Source organism: Bacillus cereus group sp. BfR-BA-01492 (genome assembly GCF_022662815.1).
Classification (GTDB): domain Bacteria; phylum Bacillota; class Bacilli; order Bacillales; family Bacillaceae_G; genus Bacillus_A; species Bacillus_A cereus_BD.
The window spans coordinates 70,651-88,858 of sequence record NZ_JAKUEH010000001.1; the positions used below are offsets into that span (position 1 = coordinate 70,651).

Sequence of the window (18,208 nt, forward strand, 5' to 3'; positions counted from 1 at the left end):
GTTGTAATTCACCTACTTTCGTTTGCCGAATCCGCATAATCAACAATGACAAGGGTAATGTTATCTTCTCCACCACGATCATTCGCCAATTGAATCAGATGTTCTCCCTTTGTCTCAAGTTGTTCATTTAATTGCAAAATCCTTCGCATGTCATTTATGGCAACTTTATTTGATAATCCATCAGAGCAAAGAAGCAATTGATCGTTCTCTTCCAGCACTAATGTTTTAACGTCTAATCCGACCTTTTCTTCTGTTCCAAGCGCACGCAAAAGCACATTTTTTTTCGGATGATATTCCGCATCTTCTTTTGAAATTTCACCATGTCTAACCAGTTCATTTACAAGTGAATGGTCCTCTGTTACAAGCGATATTTCTCCATCAGATATCATATAACAACGACTATCTCCAATATGTCCAATCGTAACGAAACCTCTTGTACATATCGCTGCAATAATCGTTGTTCCCATACCACTGCACTCTACATGCTGCTTCGAGTATTCATAAATGCGTTCATTAATCATTTCAACGTTGTTATGTAACCATTCTTCTATTTTTTTCGGTTCATTCATATTATATGTTTGCTTCCAATAATCGTGGAATAGCTGAATAGCCATCGAACTAGCGACATCCCCAGCTCGATGACCTCCCATTCCATCAGCTACTACAGCTAAAATATCTCCATCTAAATTATGAAAAACTCCTGCACTATCTTCATTGTGTTGACGCACTTTTCCTTTATCCGATAGAAACACGGCTTTCATTTTGTCACCTCGTCTCTTCTTTGCGCTCCTTTGCACGCAACTGACCGCAGGCAGCATCAATATCATGACCTTGTTCACGGCGAATCGTTACATTCACACCACGATCTTTTAACGTTTTTTCAAATAAGAAAATTTGCTCTCGTGGTGTTCTGACGTAGTCTCGCTCTGGTACATAGTTTACCGGAATTAAATTCACATGACATTTTACACCTTTTAAAAGTTGCGCCAGCTCTTCAGCGTGCTCCACTTGATCGTTCTCTCCACCAAACAAGCCGTACTCGAACGTAACGCGGCGCCCTGTTCTATTTATATAGTATTTAATAGCTTCCATTAAATCCGGTAATTTATAAGCGCGGTTAATCGGCATTAATTTTGAACGCAGTTCTGTGTTAGGAGCGTGCAATGAAATCGCAAAGTTAATTTGCAAATCTTCTTCGGCAAACTTATAAATTTTCGGGATAATTCCACTCGTTGAAACAGTCATATGACGTGCTCCAATATTGATTCCCTTTTCATGGTTAACAATGCGCAAGAATGACATTAAGTGGTCATAGTTGTCAAACGGTTCACCAATTCCCATTACGACAAGGGAACTTACGCGTTCATTTGTTTCATCAAGCGCGCGCTGTACTTCTACTACTTGTGCAACGATTTCCCCAGCCTCTAGGTTTCGTTTTAAACCTCCTAATGTTGACGCACAGAACGTACAGCCAATGCGGCAGCCTACCTGAGTTGTTACACAAATAGAATTTCCATACTCATGTCGCATCAATACTGTTTCAATAGAATATCCATCGTATAATTGGAATAAAAATTTAATCGTACCATCAGAAGAGGTTTGTTTTACTAATGTATTTAAAGTAGTAATATCAAAGGAATTCGACAATTTTTCACGCAATCCTTTAGAAAGATTTGTCATATCCTCGTAATTTTTTACACGTTTTTTATACAGCCAATCAAAAATTTGTCCAGCTCGAAACTTTGGCTCTCCTTGTTCCTTTAACCAATCTTGCATTTCATGAAGTTGTAAAGAGTAAATCGATGGTTTCTTTGTTTCTAAAGCTTTCTTTTGTTTTCTTGTAGTTGTTTCCATGATGCTACACCTTCTTTCTTAAACAAGCAATATAAAAGCCATCCGTTGCAAAATAATGCGGTAAAATTTGCACTTGTCCTTTATTGATATACGGACGTAATTTTTCTGGCATACGTTCTTGCATCGTAGTATCCCACTCAAATTCTGGATGCTTTTGTAAAAATTTTTCTACCACTTGTTCATTCTCTATTTTTTCAATTGTACATGTACTATAGACAAGTCGACCGCCTGCCTTTAACAGAGGAGCAACTTGATCTAATATCGTTTGTTGAATTGTCGACAGTCTTTCACTATCTCCTTTTTCTTTCCCTAATTTAATATCCGGTTTACGTCGAATGACACCAAATCCAGAGCATGGTGCATCAACTAATATTTTATCGAAACTTTCATTGTGAAAGTGCTCTTGCACCTTTCTAGCATCCAATGCCTTTGTTTCCACATTCTCCAGATCAAGTCGATTCGCTTGTTGTCTAATTAAACGCACTTTATGAGCATGTAAATCAAGGGACATAACCTTACCAGTTCCTCGTAATCGTTCTGCCATATGCATTGTTTTTCCGCCAGGAGCAGCACAGCTATCAAGAATGATATCTCCTTTACTTGGCTCTACAGCTCGTGCGACAAGCATGGAGCTTTCATCTTGAATAGAAAGAAAACCTTTTTGGAACGCTTCTGTATGAGCTATATTTCCTTTTTCAATTTGAATTGCATCATCAGATAAATCACCGCGCTTTGCTTCAACGCCTTCTTGATTTAACAAATCAATCGCTTCTTCTACTGTTATTTTATCAACATTTACTCGCGCTGTTGGTACAGGTGGTAACATATTTACTTCACACATTTTTTCTGCTGTCTCTAAACCATATGCAGCTACCCATTCTTGTACAAGCCATGTCGGATGACTCATCGCAATCGCAAGACGCTCCACAGGATCTTTCAACTCATCTAAAGAAGGTACACCTTCTCGTTGAATAGAGCGCAATACCCCATTCACCATTCCGGCAATTCCTTTATGTCCACGACGTTTTGCGATTTCAACTGCTTCATGAATAGCAGCTCGTTCTGGAACTCGGTCTAAATAAAGCATTTGATATAAAGATAAACGAAGTAATACCCTTACCCATGCTTCCACTTTTTTTCTTAAAAACGGTTGTAAATAATAGTCTAATGTGTCACGGCGTTGAATCGTTCCATACACAATCTCAGTTAGTAAACCGATATCTTTTTTACTAATTGTACTTTTTTCAATTAAATGATTTAATAACAAGTTACTGTAAGCGCCACTTTTTTCTACTTGCATTAATCCATCAAGAGCTAACTCACGAACGTTTTGTCTCATGCATCTTCTCCTAACTTCGTACCAATCTCCAGTTTTGCTCCACGTAAAAATTGTGAAGAACTCATGCGTTTTTTACCAGATGGCTGCAACTCTGTAATCTTAATACCTGTTTCATTTCCAGTAGCTACAATAAAACCATCCTCTTGAATTTCTACAATTGTTCCAGGCTGAGCATGATTCGCTGTAGGAACTTTTTCTCCCCACCATACTTTTACCACTTGTCCAGCTAAAGTCGTATAGGCAACCGGCCATGGATTTAAACCGCGAATGTGATTGTATACTTCCTCACCTGTTTTCGCCCAATTAATTTTTTCTTGCTCACGCTTAATATTATAAGCAAATGTCACTTTTTCCTCGTTTTGTTTAATTGGTTCTAATTTACCTTGAACTAAAAGCGGCACCGTTTTAGATAATAAGTGTGCTCCAGCTTCACTCAATTTATCGAACAATGACCCTGTTGTTTCACGTTCTTCAATTTCCACTTCTACTTGCGTTAAAATATCACCAGCATCTAATTTTTCAACCATGTACATAATAGTAATACCTGTTTTTTCTTTTCCTTGCATAATGGCATAATGAATTGGTGCACCACCGCGAAGCTCTGGAAGTAGTGATGCATGTACATTAATACAGCCATATTTCGGTGCTTCTAAAATTTCTTTTGGTATAATTTGTCCGAACGCAGCTGTTACGATTAAATCAGGCTCTAGCGCCAATACTTTCTCATATTCATCTTGTTCTCGAATTTTTAAAGGTTGTAATACTGGAATACCATGCTTTTCCGCTTCAACCTTAACAGGCGTTGGCGTCATCACTTTTTTTCTGCCTACTGGACGATCTGGCTGTGTTACAACACCAACTACATCATATCCATCCTCAATAAGACGACGAAGCACCGGTACAGAAAAGTCCGGTGTCCCCATAAATACTACTTTTATCATGCAAAGACCGCTCCTTTTAGTTCTCTTCTAATTCATTTTCTTCATAATATCTCGTTACTTTTGATGTAAATAATACACCATGTAAATGATCGATTTCATGTTGAATTGCACGCGCTAAGAAGTCATTTGCTTCTAATAGAAATATCTTCCCGCGACGATTTTGCGCTCGAACTTTAATATATTCCGCTCGTTCTACTTCACCATAAAGTCCCGGAAAGCTTAGGCAGCCCTCGGGACCTACTTGTTCACCACGTTTTTCTAAAATAACTGGATTGATGAGTTCAATTTTCCCCGTATCATCTCCAATATCAATAACAGCTACTTGCAAGCTTACACCGACTTGCGGAGCCGCTAAGCCTACGCCATCTGCCGCCACCATTGTCTCATACATATCTTTCAATAAAGTCACTAACTTTTTATCAAAGTTCATTACCCGTTCACATGGGGTTTCTAGCACCTCATTGGGATGCTTTACAATTTCTAAAACTGCCATAATTCCCTCCGTTACATTAACATCGTTGGATTAAAATCAATTGAGATTTGTAAGTCCTTTTGCATTTCTGCTTGATAATGTTCATTTATCATTTTGAGCACGTACTTTAAGTTTGGTTCCCGTTTGTATTTTATCATGCATTGATAACGATATCTATCTTTTATCCTTGGAATCGGTGACGCAACTGGACCTAAGACCATCGCTTGCCGCGAACACTTTGCCCGTAAATAGCCGACAATTTTTTCTGTCACCTGCACTGCTTTTAATAACTCCGGATGCGATACAGTGACAAGTGCAACATAATAGTATGGTGGATATTGCCTCATTCTTCTCATTTGCATTTCCTGTTCAAAAAACAAATCATATTTTTGGCCCTTTGCCAGCTCTATACTATAATGTTCCGGTGTATATGTTTGAATCACTACTTCTCCTGGCAAGTCATGACGTCCGGCTCTACCGCTAACTTGTGTTAATAATTGATACGTTTTTTCGCTCGCCCTAAAATCCGGCAAATGAAGCATTGTATCAGCTGTTAGAACACCAACAAGCGTAACTTTTGGAAAATCTAATCCTTTTGCAATCATTTGTGTGCCAAGTAAGATATCCGCTTTCTCTTCTCCAAATGCTTTTAATAGTTTTTCATGCATTCCCTTACGACTTGTTGTATCCACATCCATTCGAATCACTCGTGCCTCAGGGAATAATTTTGTTAACTCTTCTTCTACCTTTTGCGTTCCTGTACCAAAAAAACGAATATGCGAACTATTACATGCCGGACAAGCTGTTGGCATCTGTTCCTCATAACTACAATAGTGGCACTTCAAACGATGATTTATTTTATGATACGTAAGTGATATATCACAGTGAGGACATTGTACTACATAACCGCAATCTCGGCACATCACAAATGTAGAATGTCCGCGGCGATTTAAGAAAAGCACCATTTGTTCCTTTTTCTTTAATCGATCAGCAATTTTTTCATGTAATGCTCTAGAGAACATAGAACGATTTCCATCGCGAAGTTCTTCGCGCATATCTATAATGTCTACTGTAGGCAATGCTTGCTCATTCATTCGCTTCTCCATCGTTAACAGCTCGTAAACGCCTTTCTTTGCCCTAGCAAACGATTCAAGTGTCGGCGTGGCGCTACCAAGCACGATCGGACAATGATGATATCGCCCTCTCCAAATTGCAACATCTCTAGCATGATATCTCGGATTATCCTCTTGTTTATAACTTGATTCATGCTCTTCATCAATAATAATAATCCCTAAATTTTCAAATGGAGCAAAAATCGCAGAACGTGCACCAACTACAACTTTTACTTCTTTTCTTAAAATTTTCCGCCACTCATCATATTTTTCTCCAACAGAAAGCGCGCTATGAAGAACCGCAACTTGCGAACCAAATCGCCCTTTGAAACGCTCTACCATTTGCGGGGTTAAGGCAATTTCCGGAACAAGTACAATCGCTTCTTTTCCTTTTTCTAATACCGCAGCGATTGATTGTAAATACACTTCTGTTTTTCCACTTCCCGTGACTCCATATAATAAAAATGAATTGTAAGTTTCATTTTTAATAGCTGACAAAATGGGTGTAATCACTTGTTTTTGTTCATCTGTTAATGGAAATGGTTTTGTCTTCTCAAAATCATCTTCATCATAAGGATTACGATATACCTCTATATATTTCTCAGACAATAAACCTTTTTTCACGAGCGATTTAATGGGGGCATCTGTTATTTGTAATTCTTCTTTCAATACTTTTAATGGTACAGTGTGGTAATTTTCCATAAAATAATATAATATATCTTGTTGTTTTTTACTTTTCAATTCAAATGCCGCAGCTTCTAATTCTTTCTCTTGTAATTCAGGCTGAACGACTCTTTGTTTTTTCTTTTGCACTTTATCCTTTACTTTATAAATTACTTCCACTGTACCGTTTGTAATTTCTTTTTGCACCATGCGATATAGCTCTGGCTGCGAAGCAACTTCTTCCCAATCTATTCTATCTTTCCCTTGAAATAAGTGATCTATTTCAGGGGAAACTTCATCCGAATTATGAAGCTGTAACAATTTCTTGTAAGTAGCTTTAATTGCAGTTGGAAGCATCACTTGAAAAGCAGAAATTGTATAGCATAACGTCTCTTCCGTAAGCCAAAAGCCAAGCTTTAGTAACTCTTCATTTAGAACTGGTGTGACGTCTAATATTTCATGCAATGATTTTAATTTTTTACTTTCTACATCTACAGAGTCTTTTATGTCGATAATAAATCCTTGTAACTTTCGCGGTCCAAACGGAACAACGACTCGCATACCAGTTTGCACAATATCTTCCCACTTCTTAGGAATGATATAGTCAAACGGCCTATCTGTTTGACGGGCCGGCACATCAACAATTACACTCGCAAATTTCATATACGATCATCTTCTAACATCGATTCAATTTGCTTCAATATTTCATAAGCGACTTCCTTTTTCGATAAAAGTGGCAACTCAATCACATTCCCATCTTTTCTATACATGGTTACGATATTTGTATCTGTACCAAATCCTGCCCCTTGCGCTTTTACATCATTTGCAACAATCATATCAGCATTCTTTTCACGTAATTTTCTCGTTGCATATTCTGCAATATTTTTCGTTTCAGCAGCAAAGCCAACAAGCAATTGATGCTCTTTTCTCTCACCCAATGTTTTTAAAATATCAGTTGTTCTTTCTAATTCAATGACAGCATCACCATCTTGTTTTTTCATCTTATGATCATGCATAAATTTAGGGCGATAATCGGCTACAGCGGCTGTTTTTATGACAACATCCATTTCAGAATAATGTTGCAATACGGCCTCTAACATATCTTGTGCCGATTCCACTTGTATAGTTGTAACGTTTATAGGCGGCGCTAATGCTGTCGGTCCCGAAACAAGTATGACATCCGCTCCAAGATTTGCAGCAGTTTCAGCTATAGCATAGCCCATCTTCCCTGAAGAAAAATTTGTCATAAAACGAACTGGATCTATCTTTTCACGAGTAGGACCCGCTGTTATTAATATTCTTTTTCCGCGCAATGTTTGTCCGGCTGAAAACTGTTCTTCCAATCGTGCCATAATGATTTCAGGCTCTTCTAATCGTCCTTTCGCCACATAGCCGCATGCTAAAAAGCCTTCTCCAGGCTCAATAAATGTATACCCTAAATTCCGCAGTGTCATCATGTTTTTTTGAACAATTTGATTTTCATACATATGTACATTCATAGCTGGCGCAATCCAAACCGGCGCTGTAGTAGCTAATAATGTAGTAGTAATCATATCGTCCGCAATCCCATTCGCTAATTTTCCGATACAATTCGCTGTAGCTGGCGCAACTAATATAACATCTGCCCAATCAGCTAAATCAATATGAGCGATTACCGCAGAATCCTTTTCGTCAAATGTATCTGTATATACATCATGGCGAGAAAGCGCTTGAAATGTAAGAGGTGTAACAAACTTCATCGCCGATTCACTCATTATAACCTTTACAAGCGCTCCTGCTTGTGTCAACTTACTCGTTAATGCTGCCGCTTTAAAAACGGCAATTCCCCCAGTTACACATAGAAGTATTTTTTTCCCTTTTAGCATATAACTCGTCCTCTTTCTTGTTCAAACTTATTCTACTGAAATACAACCATTTCAGTTCGTCAAGTGCTACCATTTCATATTTCTTTTATTTCCTTATAAATTCCTATCGTAAAAAAATAACAACCTACTTGTAAATAGGTTGTTACCGTTACATAGAAAATTATAAAGTCTATGTTTTCATTTGTCGAAAAGAAAGTCTTACTCAGATACTTTCTCTTCGCTTGGTACGTAGCTTAATGATTCTGCATCAATTTCTTCTAATGCTTTCCCTACACATTTATGAGAAACTGGGTTTTCAACAGCACAATCGTTCGCTAGTTGCATTTCACGAGCACGCTTCGCTGCTACTGTTACTAATGTATACTTAGAGTCGATTTTTTTTAGTAATGAGTCAATTGATGGATTTAACATATTATATACCCTCCGTCATTTCCTTATAATATTGTGCTACTCTTTCGCGGCGACAATGTTCACCAACCACAATTGCTTTAATTCGTTCGCAAGCTAATTCAACTTGATCGTTTTCTACAACATAATCATAAGCGTCCATCATTTCAATTTCTTCTTTTGCTACAGTTAAACGATTTGCAATTACTTCTTCCGTCTCCGTACCACGCCCTACGATTCTATTTTTCAATTCCGATAGGCTCGGAGGCGCTAAAAAGATAAACACTCCTTCTGGGAATGCTTTCTTTACTTGAATTGCTCCTTGTACTTCAATTTCTAGAAATACATCTTTTCCTTCTGATAAAGTCTTTTCAACATAGTCAATCGGCGTTCCGTAGTAATTCCCAACGAACTCTGCCCATTCAAGTAACTGGTCGTTACGAATCATTTCTTCAAATTCTTCTCTTTCTTTAAAGAAATAATCTATACCATCTATTTCACCCTCACGTGGTTTACGAGTCGTTACTGAAATAGAGTACTGAAATTGTGTATCTTCATGACTGAACAATTCTTTACGAACTGTTCCTTTTCCAACGCCCGAAGGTCCTGAAAGAACAATGAGCAACCCTCTTCTACTTCTCATAAATATGTAAAACCTACCCTTCCTCACTTAAATCTTCTTTATTATTTAAACGATGTGCAATCGTTTCTGGTTGAATTGGACTTAGTACAACATGCCCATCATCCATAACAATAACCGCCCTTGTTTTCCTCCCATACGTAGCATCAAGTAGTGCATTATGCTCACGCGCTTCCTGTACCGTTCGTTTAATAGGAGCTGATTCCGGACTTACAATAGCAATAATTCGATGAGCAGATACGATATTTCCATATCCAATATTTAAAAATCGCATGGCCATAATTTGTGCCTCCTAGTAAGTCTATCCGATTTCTCTACCACGTATAACTTTATATCTTTTTTGACAGCTATTCAATATTTTGTACCTGTTCACGAATTTTTTCAAGGTTATTTTTCATTTCCACGACATATTTTGAAATCGTTAAGTCATTTGCCTTAGAACCAATCGTATTAATTTCCCGGTGCATTTCCTGCACAATGAAGTCCATTTTTCTACCAACAGGCTCCTTTAGTTCGAGCGCCTCGCGAAATTGGTCTAAATGACTTTGCAATCTGACTAATTCTTCATGAATATCCGAGCGCTCTGCAAACATTGCCACTTCTGTAAGCACTCGTTGTTCATCTAAATCTTGGCTATGTATTTCTTTTAAGCGATTTTCTAATCGTTCACGATATCTTTGAACAACAATTGGTGCGTGCGGAATAATTGCATCCACACAATTGTGAATCTCTTGTAAACGATGTGCTATATCTTTATGTAATCGTTCTCCTTCGCCGTCTCTCATTGTTTTTAACATATGCGCAGCTTGGCGAACAGCCTCATATAAACTATGCTCAAATTGTTCATTTACATTTTCCACTTCTTCAATCGCCGTTACTTCTGGCATTGTCATTAATTGTTGCAAGGTAATGGAATCCTGTAATTGAAATTTCATTTTTACATCTTCCATAATCGATTTGTACTGATCGAGAAGCGACCAATTCACACTTAATTTTCTTTCTACAAGTCCTTCCCCAGCAATACTAATAGACACTTCAATACGTCCGCGGCGAACTTTCTCCGCAATAATTTTACGAATTTTATCTTCGAAAACCATCATTTGTTTCGGAAGTCGAATGTTCATCTCTAAAAAGCGATGGTTCACTGACTTCATTTCTACTGTAATTTGAAAGGCATCCTTTTCTACTTTCGCCCTTCCAAAACCTGTCATACTAGAAATCATCTTTATCACATCCAAGCCATGAAATAACTCAATGAAAAAGGTAATAGAGATATCGCTCTACTACCTTCTGTAAATTATATCACATTTTCATTTCATTGACTATTTCAAGTTTAATCCTTTCTTATATAACAAAGACTTTTTCTTTTTCTCTTTATTTCCTGTCAATAACGAGCCTACTAATAAAAATGTTGGAATAGAGGATAGCCCTACAATTAATAACCAATCTCTTGCTTGAATTGGCAATGTACTAAAGATTGGTTGCAATGGTGGATAATAAATGACCACAAGCATCAATAGGATGGAAACAATGACCGCACCAACTAAATATATATTTCCAAACGGATTGCGATGGAACACAGAATGTTCACTACGGCAGTCAAATACGTGGATGAGCTGTGCTAACACAAGCGTCGCAAATGCCACTGTTTGTGCGTATTTTAACTCATTCGGATGTTGATTATAAGCAATAATAAATGCTAGTAAAGTAACTGATCCAATTAAAAATCCTCGACTGACAATTTTCCATGCGAGTCCTCTTGCAAATACTCCTTCTTTCGGATGTCTTGGATTTCGTTTCATCACATCCCCTTCAGGAGCATCCAACCCTAATGCCATCGCTGGTAACCCATCCGTTACTAAATTCACCCATAAAATTTGAATCGGAACCATTGGAAGAGGTAACGCAAGCAGCATCGCAAATAACATCACTAAAATCTCTCCAACATTTGATGCTAATAAATAGCGAATAAATTTCCGAATGTTTTCATATATATTTCTTCCCTCTTTAATAGCTGCTTTAATTGTAGCAAAGTTATCATCTAACAACACAAGGGAAGAGGCTTCTTTTGCCACATCCGTTCCCGTTATTCCCATTGAAATTCCAATATCCGCAGCTTTAATAGCTGGTGCATCATTTACTCCATCTCCTGTCATCGCTACAATATGTCCTTTATTTTGAAGTGCTTTCACAATTTTTAATTTATGCTCTGGAGAAACACGGGCAAACACATACGTATCTTCCACAATATCCTCAAGTTCCTCTACTGTCATATTCGCAAGTTCTACCCCTTCTACAACGCGACCATTCCGTGGTAAAATCCCTAGTTCTTCAGCAATAGCCATTGCTGTTACTTTATGATCCCCGGTAATCATTACTGTTTTAATACCTGCTTCTTTACATTCCTGTACAGCCTGCTTAACTTCAGGTCTTGGCGGATCAATCATTCCTTGAATTCCAACAAGCATAAAGTCTTTCTCTATTTCTTGTTCATCGTGAATTGGATCTGTTACTTTTAATGGTTTAAAAGCAACGGCAATGGTTCTAAGTGCTTGACTTCCAAGGCTATGAATTGCCGCTTGCACTTCCTTCCGATACAGCTCACTAAAAGGCTGTTGTTTATTTCCCCATAAAATCGTTTGACTCTTTTGTAAAAGCACGTCTGGAGCACCTTTTGTCACAACAAACTTCTTTCCATCACGATCGCGAACAATGATACTCATCATCTTACGAGTGGAATCAAAAGGAAACTCGTGAATAATTTCAAATTTCTCTTTTAATGCTTCTCGAGAGATTCCAGCCTTCATGGCTACTGCAACAAGAGCACCTTCTGTAGGATCTCCATCTAACACATATTCTTTCTTCTTTTTCATAATTTGGGCATGATTGCATAGACAACCAAATGTTAATAATTGATACAAAGATTTTGTATTCCCTGGATTGATCTTCTCTTCACCTTTCATAAAAGATCCTGTTGGCTCATATCCTTTCCCAGTAACCTTCCATAATTCACCACCTGACCACATATGCGTTACCATCATTTTATTTTGTGTCATCGTCCCTGTTTTATCGGAACAAATTACCGAAGCACACCCTAGCGTTTCCACTGCTGGCAGTTTGCGTACAATGGCCTTTTTCTTAATCATGCGCTGTACGCCAAGCGATAAAGCAACTGTAACAATAGCTGGTAATCCTTCCGGAATTGCTGCAACGGCAAGTGACACCCCCGCTAAAAACATATGATAGACTTCATTTCCTTGATATACGCCCGCCAATACAACAAGTGCTGTTAGAATAAGCGCAACAATAATTAAAATCTTCCCAAGTTGTTCTAATCTTCTTTGTAAAGGCGTTTCCATTGGTTCTGCATTTTGCAACATATTCGCAATCTGCCCCATAGCTGTATTCATCCCCGTTGCGACTACAACTCCTATCCCAGACCCTCTCGTAATCATCGTTCCCATAAACGCTATATTTTTTTGATCACCAATTGCGACATCTTGCCCACTTAATGCTTCTACTTTCTTTTGAACAGGTACAGATTCCCCTGTTAAAGCAGATTCTTCAATATATAAACTCGATGTTTCAACAAGGCGAACATCTGCCCCAATACGGTCGCCGCTAGAAAACTTAATAATATCTCCCAGAACAAGTGCTTTAGACGGCGCTTTTATCCATTTGCCATTTCGTAAAACTGTTACTTGCGGGGCGGCTAACTCTTTTAATGCCTCCAATGATTTTTCTGCTTTTCTCTCTTGAAAAAAGCCGAGAATTCCATTGAGAATAACGATTGCGACAATTGCGATTGAATCGATATATTCTCCCAAAAAGGCAGAAATGATTGTCGCTCCAAACAATACAAGAACCATAAAATCTTTAAACTGGGCTAGAAATACAAGAAGTGCAGAAGGCCTCTTTGCTTCCTGTAACTCATTTGGACCAAACTTCTTTAGACGTCCTTCTGCTTCTTGTTCTGAAAGTCCTGTCTTCACATTCGTATTCGTTCTCTCCTCCACTTCATGCGCACGCATTTCATACCAATTCATTTCGCTATCGACCTCCTGATTGCAGACATGCTCTAATGAAAGCTTATTCAGCCTCGTCCAAAAAAATGCTATAATTAACATTTAGTTAGAAAGGAGTGTTCATCATGGCATTCGATGGATTATTTACAAGAGCGATTACGCATGAGATTTCAAATTCTCTGCAAACGGGGAGAATTTCAAAAATATATCAACCTTCAAAATATGAAATTTTATTACATATTCGCGCGCATGGAAAAAATCAAAAATTGATTCTTTCTGCTCATCCGACATATGCTCGTATGCATATCACAACACAAAGTTATGATTCACCAGCATTACCACCTATGTTTTGCATGTTACTTCGCAAACATTTAGAGGGGGGATTTATTGAAAAAATCGAGCAAATCGATTTAGAACGAATCATTCAAATTACTGTCCGCAGTCGCAATGAAATTGGCGATGAATCTTTAAAAACATTAGTTATTGAAATAATGGGGCGCCATAGTAACATCATTTTGGTAGACGAAAAAACAAATATTATTTTAGATAGTTTGAAACACGTTTCTTTAGCAGTAAATCGTCATCGCACTGTATATGCTGGGACTGAATACGTTGCACCACCAGCACAACATAAAATTAATCCACTGTACATTGAAACAAAAGATGAATTGATTCGGCCGCTAGACTTCCTATCTGGAAATATGGATAAACAACTCGTCGGAGCTTTCATGGGAATTTCTCCGCTGTTTGCAAAAGAAGTGGTCAAAAAAGCGGGTATGGTAAATGAAAAAGCAGTATCCGAAGCTTTCTTCAGCTTACAAAAGCCATTAAAAGAACATCAATATATACCAACAATGATTACTGCAAACGGAAAAGAGTTCTTTTATCTATTTCCACTTTCTCATTTGCAAGGAGCTGAAAAAACTTTCTCATCCGTTAGTGAATTATTAGATCGATTCTTCTTCGGTAAAGCAGAACGAGATCGCGTCAAACAACAAGCTCATGATTTAGAACGATTTATGCATAATGAAAAAGCGAAAAATGAAAAGAAATTAATAAAACTAAAAAGAACATTACAAGATGCCGGAAAAGCGGATAAATATCAATTGTTTGGAGAGTTGTTAACAGCGAACATATACGCAATAAAAAAAGGTGACAAAGAAGTGGAAGTTGTAAATTATTATGATGAAAATGGCGGAACGGTAACAATTACATTAGATCCATTTAAAACACCTTCAGAAAATGCACAGCGTTATTTTCAAAAGTATCAAAAAGCAAAAAACTCTGTAGCAATTGTCAAAGAACAAATTGAAAAAACAAAGGAAGAAATTCTCTATTTTGACAGCTTACTTCAACAAATGGACGCCGCCTCGTCAAAAGATATCGAAGAAATTCGTGAAGAACTAGCTGAAGAAGGATACCTTCGTAACCGCAAAGCGAAACATGTAAAGAAAAAGTCGACAAAACCATTATTAGATAAATATGTTGCAAGTGATGGAACCGAAATTTTAGTTGGCAAAAACAATAAACAAAATGACTATTTGACTACGAAATTTGCGCGTCGTGATGAAATTTGGTTACATACGAAAGATATACCAGGTTCTCACGTGGTCATCCGCTCTTTAGAACCGTCGGAAGAAACATTACTAGAAGCTGCGAAAATTGCAGCGTATTACAGTAAAGCGAAAAATTCTAGTTCAGTTCCCGTAGATTTCACGAAAATTCGCCACGTCAAAAAACCAAGTGGTGCAAAGCTTGGTTTTGTTACATATGATCATCAACAAACACTGTATGTAACGCCTGATGCTGATACTGTAATGAAATTAAAAGCTTAAATATACAAAAAGGTATGGTTGTTACAGTAACCAGGTATGTATATACCAAACTGAGGTAGTTGTAGAATGGAAGACGATATCGTCATTACAAAAGATGTTTATGAAGTGATTACAGCATCAAATAAAGAGCTAATTGTTATTCCTTGTTAATAGTATGAATTTTTCAACAGGATTTTTTCTCTGCACATAGAATTCCTTCTCTAGGGTATTCGTTTAAAGAGGGGGAAGTTTAATTGAACTTTGTAATCGATAAGATAGATGGTTTACAGATTGAATTTTCAAAACTTGTTTCCATGATGAATTACGCCCGTTACACAACGATGCAAGCGGTGGAAGGTTTAACAATTGAAGAACTTGATTATTTATATGATGAAGAAGCAAATTCAATTGGCATGCTATTATGTCACATGGCTGCTATTGAATTTTACTACCAAATTCATACCTTTGAGGATCGTGAACCGACAGATGCTGAATTAGAACGTTGGTTACCTGGTGTTGAGTTAGGGGATCTTGGACGAGAAAAAATAAAAGGAAACTCCATAGAATTTTACATCAATACATTACTAGAAGTACGCTCTAAAACAATTGAAACTTTTCAATCATTACCTGAAGAATGGTTATTTAAAAAGACAAGCTTTTGGCATGATAAACCAGCAAACAACTACTTTAAATGGTTTCACGTTTTTGAAGATGAAATCAATCATCGTGGACAGATTCGTTTAATTAAAAAGATACAAAAAGCTCATGCAGTAAAATAAGAAAATGCCACCTTTATTCGGTGGCATTTTCTTCTATTCATTCGCAAAAATTTTTTCATTTACTTTCTAAAAAACTACCGCTAACATTATCAAAATCAATATTAAATATAACCATTTTACAAAAAGTAACCACCCTTGAAAAATGAACAAACAACAATGATACCTATCATAATTCCAATACTTTTCTTGCTATGTTGTTTCATATCATTCAAACGGTATAACAGTATAAGCACAAACCCGAAAACAGGTATGATACTGATCCATTCATTGTTTGTAAATAGATTTAAAATGATGACTAGAATACAAGAGACGATGAATCTCCAAAAACCAATTTTTTACGCATAAACACTCCTTAAATTCCATTTTTAAATCTCACCATTACAATACATGAAATTTCACTTTTTTTCTATTTCCTTTACTCACATACTTTCACTGCTTTCATACAATGAACCACACGAATGTCTAAGGATGTGAATGTTATGGGAGTTGAATTAACGCTTTTACATGCTCTCTATGTTCTTTGTTTGCTAACCATTATTACCTTCTTTATTCTCCGGAAAGATACGACAATCATTTGTATCATTTTTATTTTTTTACTAGCATTAACCGCAACAAGTTCTATCCCTCTTGCCGTTAGCAGCATATTTCAAAGTTTCATTTACGCCATTACCGAACTATTACCAACTATATTAATCATTTCCATTATTGTATCAATGAGCAATTTACTCGTTCATACCGGCATAAATGATACGATGATTTCACCATTTACAAAGATGATTCGTACACCTACACTCGCTTACTGGATTATCGGTCTTTTAATGATGACAATTTCTTTCTTCTTTTGGCCTTCTCCAGCTGTCGCCTTAATGGGAGCCATTTTATTACCAGTCGCTGTTCGCGTTGGACTTCCGCCAATTGGAGTTGCGATCGCTATGAACTTATTCGGACACGGCATCGCCTTATCAGGTGACTTCGTTATTCAAGGCGCACCAAAATTAACCGCAGACGCTGCTGGTCTTCCTGTTTCCAGCGTCGTTTCTGCCAGTGTCCCCCTCGTTATCGTTATGGGCATTGTTACAACTTCTGTTGCTTTTTTCTTCTTACGAAAAGAATTTCATACAGGCTCCCCCATACAAGAATCTATCCAGTCAACCGATTCTTCAAAAACACTCACTTCATTATCTCCTCGGACAAAAAAATGGCTCGCTATTTGCATTCCGATCGTATATGCCATAGATATTCTTTGTATGATTCAATTTAAACTACAAGGAAGCGACGCAACAGCGCTTATTGGCGGGACGACTGTTATTATGATTATCATCATTTCCCTCATCGCTTACAAAGGAAATGGACTGAATAAAACGACCGATTATTTTATAGAAGGGCTACAATTTGGATTTAAAATCTTTGGCCCTATTATTCCAATTGCTGCACTTTTTTATTTAGGAGATAGCGGATTTATAAAAATTATTGGAGACTATTTACCGAAAGGTTCACACGGAATCATTAATGACTTAGGAATCGCCTTATCTCAAACGGTTCCTTTAAATCAATATGTATCGGCCGGAACATTAACTATCGTTGGTGTTATAACAGGATTAGATGGGTCTGGCTTTTCAGGTATATCACTTGCTGGTTCAATCGCAAATCTTTTCGGAACAGCACTTGGTCATGGAACAGCTACATTAACAGCACTTGGACAAATCGCTGCCATATGGACTGGGGGCGGTGCCTTAATTCCTTGGGCGCTTATTCCTGCCGCTGCGATTTGTAAAGTCGATCCGTTTGAACTTGCACGCCGAAACTTTTTACCAGTTGTGATTGGCTTACTTGTCACCACGATCGTCGCGATGTTTATTCTATAACGTAAGCAAGTATTCTCTTGCTTACGTTTTTTATTGTAAAGTTCATCATGAATTACTGACTTTCAAAAGGGATTATTTATATGTTAGCGAAATTATATTAAGAGAGTATTTATTTCAAAACGTTTACGAAAAACAGATTACTGCAATTAGAAAAGGGGACATAACTATGAATGAATTGATTTTCGTCTTATTAATTTGTCCATTACTTATCTTTATCGTTTCTGTTATTGGAACACGTAGAACGAAAACGTATTACGTAATGCCAATTGTAACGTTTGCTAGCTTTTTAATAATAGGGGTTATCGCCTTCACTCCAAATTTTTTCTTTTGGGTTGGCATGTACAGCATCTTCTCATTTATTGTTTCTTATATGACTCTCTTGTTTGTAAGAGGATATGAAATTGTGGAAAGTGCTAAGTAGTCATTAATAAGGCGATTGTAATAGGATTTTC

Annotated in this window: 16 protein-coding genes and 2 pseudogenes; 5 read left to right on the forward strand and 13 right to left on the reverse strand. The window is 37.3% G+C overall.

The genetic code is table 11. The features are described from left to right. Positions 1–8 precede the first annotated feature (8 nt). The 12 genes from MR063_RS00360 to MR063_RS00415 all read right to left on the reverse strand — a co-directional run bounded on the left by MR063_RS00360 (position 9) and on the right by MR063_RS00415 (position 13,319). Positions 9–761: a Stp1/IreP family PP2C-type Ser/Thr phosphatase gene (locus MR063_RS00360; protein ID WP_242192702.1), complete on the reverse strand. Its 753-nt coding sequence runs from the start codon at positions 759–761 to the stop codon at positions 9–11. Between the two features lie 4 nt (positions 762–765). After that, positions 766–1,854 carry a dual-specificity RNA methyltransferase RlmN gene (rlmN, locus tag MR063_RS00365; RefSeq protein WP_242144513.1) on the reverse strand — a complete coding sequence of 363 codons (1,089 nt, stop codon included), beginning with the start codon at positions 1,852–1,854 and terminating at the stop codon, positions 766–768. Between the two features lie 4 nt (positions 1,855–1,858). Continuing rightward, a complete protein-coding gene (rsmB, locus tag MR063_RS00370; RefSeq protein WP_242192707.1) occupies positions 1,859–3,193 on the reverse strand; it encodes a 16S rRNA (cytosine(967)-C(5))-methyltransferase RsmB in 1,335 nt (444 codons plus the stop codon). Then, on the reverse strand, positions 3,190–4,134 hold the full coding sequence (fmt, locus tag MR063_RS00375) for a methionyl-tRNA formyltransferase (RefSeq protein ID WP_242192708.1): 945 nt from the start codon (positions 4,132–4,134) through the stop codon (positions 3,190–3,192). The genes rsmB and fmt overlap by 4 nt, the downstream gene beginning before the upstream one ends. 16 nt (positions 4,135–4,150) lie before the next feature. After that, a complete protein-coding gene (gene def / locus MR063_RS00380; RefSeq protein ID WP_242192709.1) occupies positions 4,151–4,627 on the reverse strand; it encodes a peptide deformylase in 477 nt (158 codons plus the stop codon). A gap of 11 nt (positions 4,628–4,638) precedes the next feature. Further along, positions 4,639–7,044 carry a primosomal protein N' gene (gene priA / locus MR063_RS00385; protein WP_242192710.1) on the reverse strand — a complete coding sequence of 802 codons (2,406 nt, stop codon included), beginning with the start codon at positions 7,042–7,044 and terminating at the stop codon, positions 4,639–4,641. Then, complete coding sequence (gene coaBC / locus MR063_RS00390; protein ID WP_242192711.1) at positions 7,041–8,246, reverse strand: bifunctional phosphopantothenoylcysteine decarboxylase/phosphopantothenate--cysteine ligase CoaBC; 1,206 nt, start codon at positions 8,244–8,246, stop codon at positions 7,041–7,043. Before coaBC ends, priA begins: the two co-directional genes overlap by 4 nt. A gap of 198 nt (positions 8,247–8,444) precedes the next feature. After that, complete coding sequence (gene rpoZ, locus MR063_RS00395) at positions 8,445–8,657, reverse strand: DNA-directed RNA polymerase subunit omega (RefSeq protein WP_242144507.1); 213 nt, start codon at positions 8,655–8,657, stop codon at positions 8,445–8,447. Position 8,658: 1 nt separating this feature from the next. Beyond that, positions 8,659–9,276, reverse strand: a complete 618-nt coding sequence (gene gmk, locus MR063_RS00400; protein ID WP_242144506.1) for a guanylate kinase — start codon at positions 9,274–9,276, stop codon at positions 8,659–8,661. A gap of 13 nt (positions 9,277–9,289) precedes the next feature. Then, positions 9,290–9,553: an extracellular matrix/biofilm regulator RemA gene (remA, locus tag MR063_RS00405; RefSeq protein ID WP_001251456.1), complete on the reverse strand. Its 264-nt coding sequence runs from the start codon at positions 9,551–9,553 to the stop codon at positions 9,290–9,292. Between the two features lie 67 nt (positions 9,554–9,620). Continuing rightward, a complete protein-coding gene (locus MR063_RS00410; RefSeq protein WP_242192713.1) occupies positions 9,621–10,496 on the reverse strand; it encodes a YicC/YloC family endoribonuclease in 876 nt (291 codons plus the stop codon). 99 nt (positions 10,497–10,595) lie between these two features. Beyond that, positions 10,596–13,319, reverse strand: coding sequence for a calcium-translocating P-type ATPase, SERCA-type (locus tag MR063_RS00415; protein ID WP_242192715.1), 2,724 nt, complete (start codon positions 13,317–13,319; stop codon positions 10,596–10,598). A 104-nt stretch (positions 13,320–13,423) separates the two neighbouring features. On the opposite strand from MR063_RS00415, the gene MR063_RS00420 reads away from it, so the two are divergent. The 3 genes and pseudogenes from MR063_RS00420 to MR063_RS00430 all read left to right on the forward strand — a co-directional run bounded on the left by MR063_RS00420 (position 13,424) and on the right by MR063_RS00430 (position 15,891). Further along, entirely contained in the window at positions 13,424–15,133 is a 1,710-nt protein-coding gene (locus MR063_RS00420; protein WP_242192716.1) for an Rqc2 family fibronectin-binding protein, read from the forward strand. A 2-nt stretch (positions 15,134–15,135) separates the two neighbouring features. After that, positions 15,136–15,283 (forward strand): annotated as a pseudogene (locus MR063_RS00425) (M24 family metallopeptidase); the annotation flags it as partial. Positions 15,284–15,366: 83 nt separating this feature from the next. Further along, positions 15,367–15,891 (forward strand): DinB family protein, encoded by a 525-nt coding sequence (locus MR063_RS00430; protein WP_242192717.1) that lies wholly within the window; start codon positions 15,367–15,369, stop codon positions 15,889–15,891. Between the two features lie 131 nt (positions 15,892–16,022). On the opposite strand, the pseudogene MR063_RS00435 reads toward MR063_RS00430, so the two are convergent. Further along, positions 16,023–16,223 (reverse strand): annotated as a pseudogene (locus MR063_RS00435) (YoqO family protein); the annotation flags it as partial. 147 nt (positions 16,224–16,370) lie between these two features. On the opposite strand from MR063_RS00435, the gene MR063_RS00440 reads away from it, so the two are divergent. Together MR063_RS00440 and MR063_RS00445 are read left to right on the forward strand one after the other, a co-directional pair. Continuing rightward, entirely contained in the window at positions 16,371–17,756 is a 1,386-nt protein-coding gene (locus MR063_RS00440; RefSeq protein WP_242144502.1) for a hypothetical protein, read from the forward strand. Between the two features lie 166 nt (positions 17,757–17,922). After that, the gene (locus MR063_RS00445) at positions 17,923–18,177 is read left to right on the forward strand and encodes a YbeF family protein (RefSeq protein WP_242144501.1); all 255 of its coding nucleotides are present in this window, start codon (positions 17,923–17,925) and stop codon (positions 18,175–18,177) included. Positions 18,178–18,208 lie beyond the last annotated feature (31 nt).

What these genes read in the sequence shown, in the direction of transcription:
- MR063_RS00360 (WP_242192702.1), bottom strand. Translation starts at nt 761, where the DNA reads ATGAAAGCCGTGTTTCTATCGGATAAAGGAAAAGTGCGTCAACACAAT.
- rlmN (WP_242144513.1), bottom strand. Translation starts at nt 1,854, where the DNA reads ATGGAAACAACTACAAGAAAACAAAAGAAAGCTTTAGAAACAAAGAAA.
- rsmB (WP_242192707.1), bottom strand. Translation starts at nt 3,193, where the DNA reads ATGAGACAAAACGTTCGTGAGTTAGCTCTTGATGGATTAATGCAAGTA.
- fmt (WP_242192708.1), bottom strand. Translation starts at nt 4,134, where the DNA reads ATGATAAAAGTAGTATTTATGGGGACACCGGACTTTTCTGTACCGGTG.
- def (WP_242192709.1), bottom strand. Translation starts at nt 4,627, where the DNA reads ATGGCAGTTTTAGAAATTGTAAAGCATCCCAATGAGGTGCTAGAAACC.
- priA (WP_242192710.1), bottom strand. Translation starts at nt 7,044, where the DNA reads ATGAAATTTGCGAGTGTAATTGTTGATGTGCCGGCCCGTCAAACAGAT.
- coaBC (WP_242192711.1), bottom strand. Translation starts at nt 8,246, where the DNA reads ATGCTAAAAGGGAAAAAAATACTTCTATGTGTAACTGGGGGAATTGCC.
- rpoZ (WP_242144507.1), bottom strand. Translation starts at nt 8,657, where the DNA reads ATGTTAAATCCATCAATTGACTCATTACTAAAAAAAATCGACTCTAAG.
- gmk (WP_242144506.1), bottom strand. Translation starts at nt 9,276, where the DNA reads ATGAGAAGTAGAAGAGGGTTGCTCATTGTTCTTTCAGGACCTTCGGGC.
- remA (WP_001251456.1), bottom strand. Translation starts at nt 9,553, where the DNA reads ATGGCCATGCGATTTTTAAATATTGGATATGGAAATATCGTATCTGCT.
- MR063_RS00410 (WP_242192713.1), bottom strand. Translation starts at nt 10,496, where the DNA reads ATGATTTCTAGTATGACAGGTTTTGGAAGGGCGAAAGTAGAAAAGGAT.
- MR063_RS00415 (WP_242192715.1), bottom strand. Translation starts at nt 13,319, where the DNA reads ATGAATTGGTATGAAATGCGTGCGCATGAAGTGGAGGAGAGAACGAAT.
- MR063_RS00420 (WP_242192716.1), top strand. Translation starts at nt 13,424, where the DNA reads ATGGCATTCGATGGATTATTTACAAGAGCGATTACGCATGAGATTTCA.
- MR063_RS00440 (WP_242144502.1), top strand. Translation starts at nt 16,371, where the DNA reads ATGGGAGTTGAATTAACGCTTTTACATGCTCTCTATGTTCTTTGTTTG.
- MR063_RS00445 (WP_242144501.1), top strand. Translation starts at nt 17,923, where the DNA reads ATGAATGAATTGATTTTCGTCTTATTAATTTGTCCATTACTTATCTTT.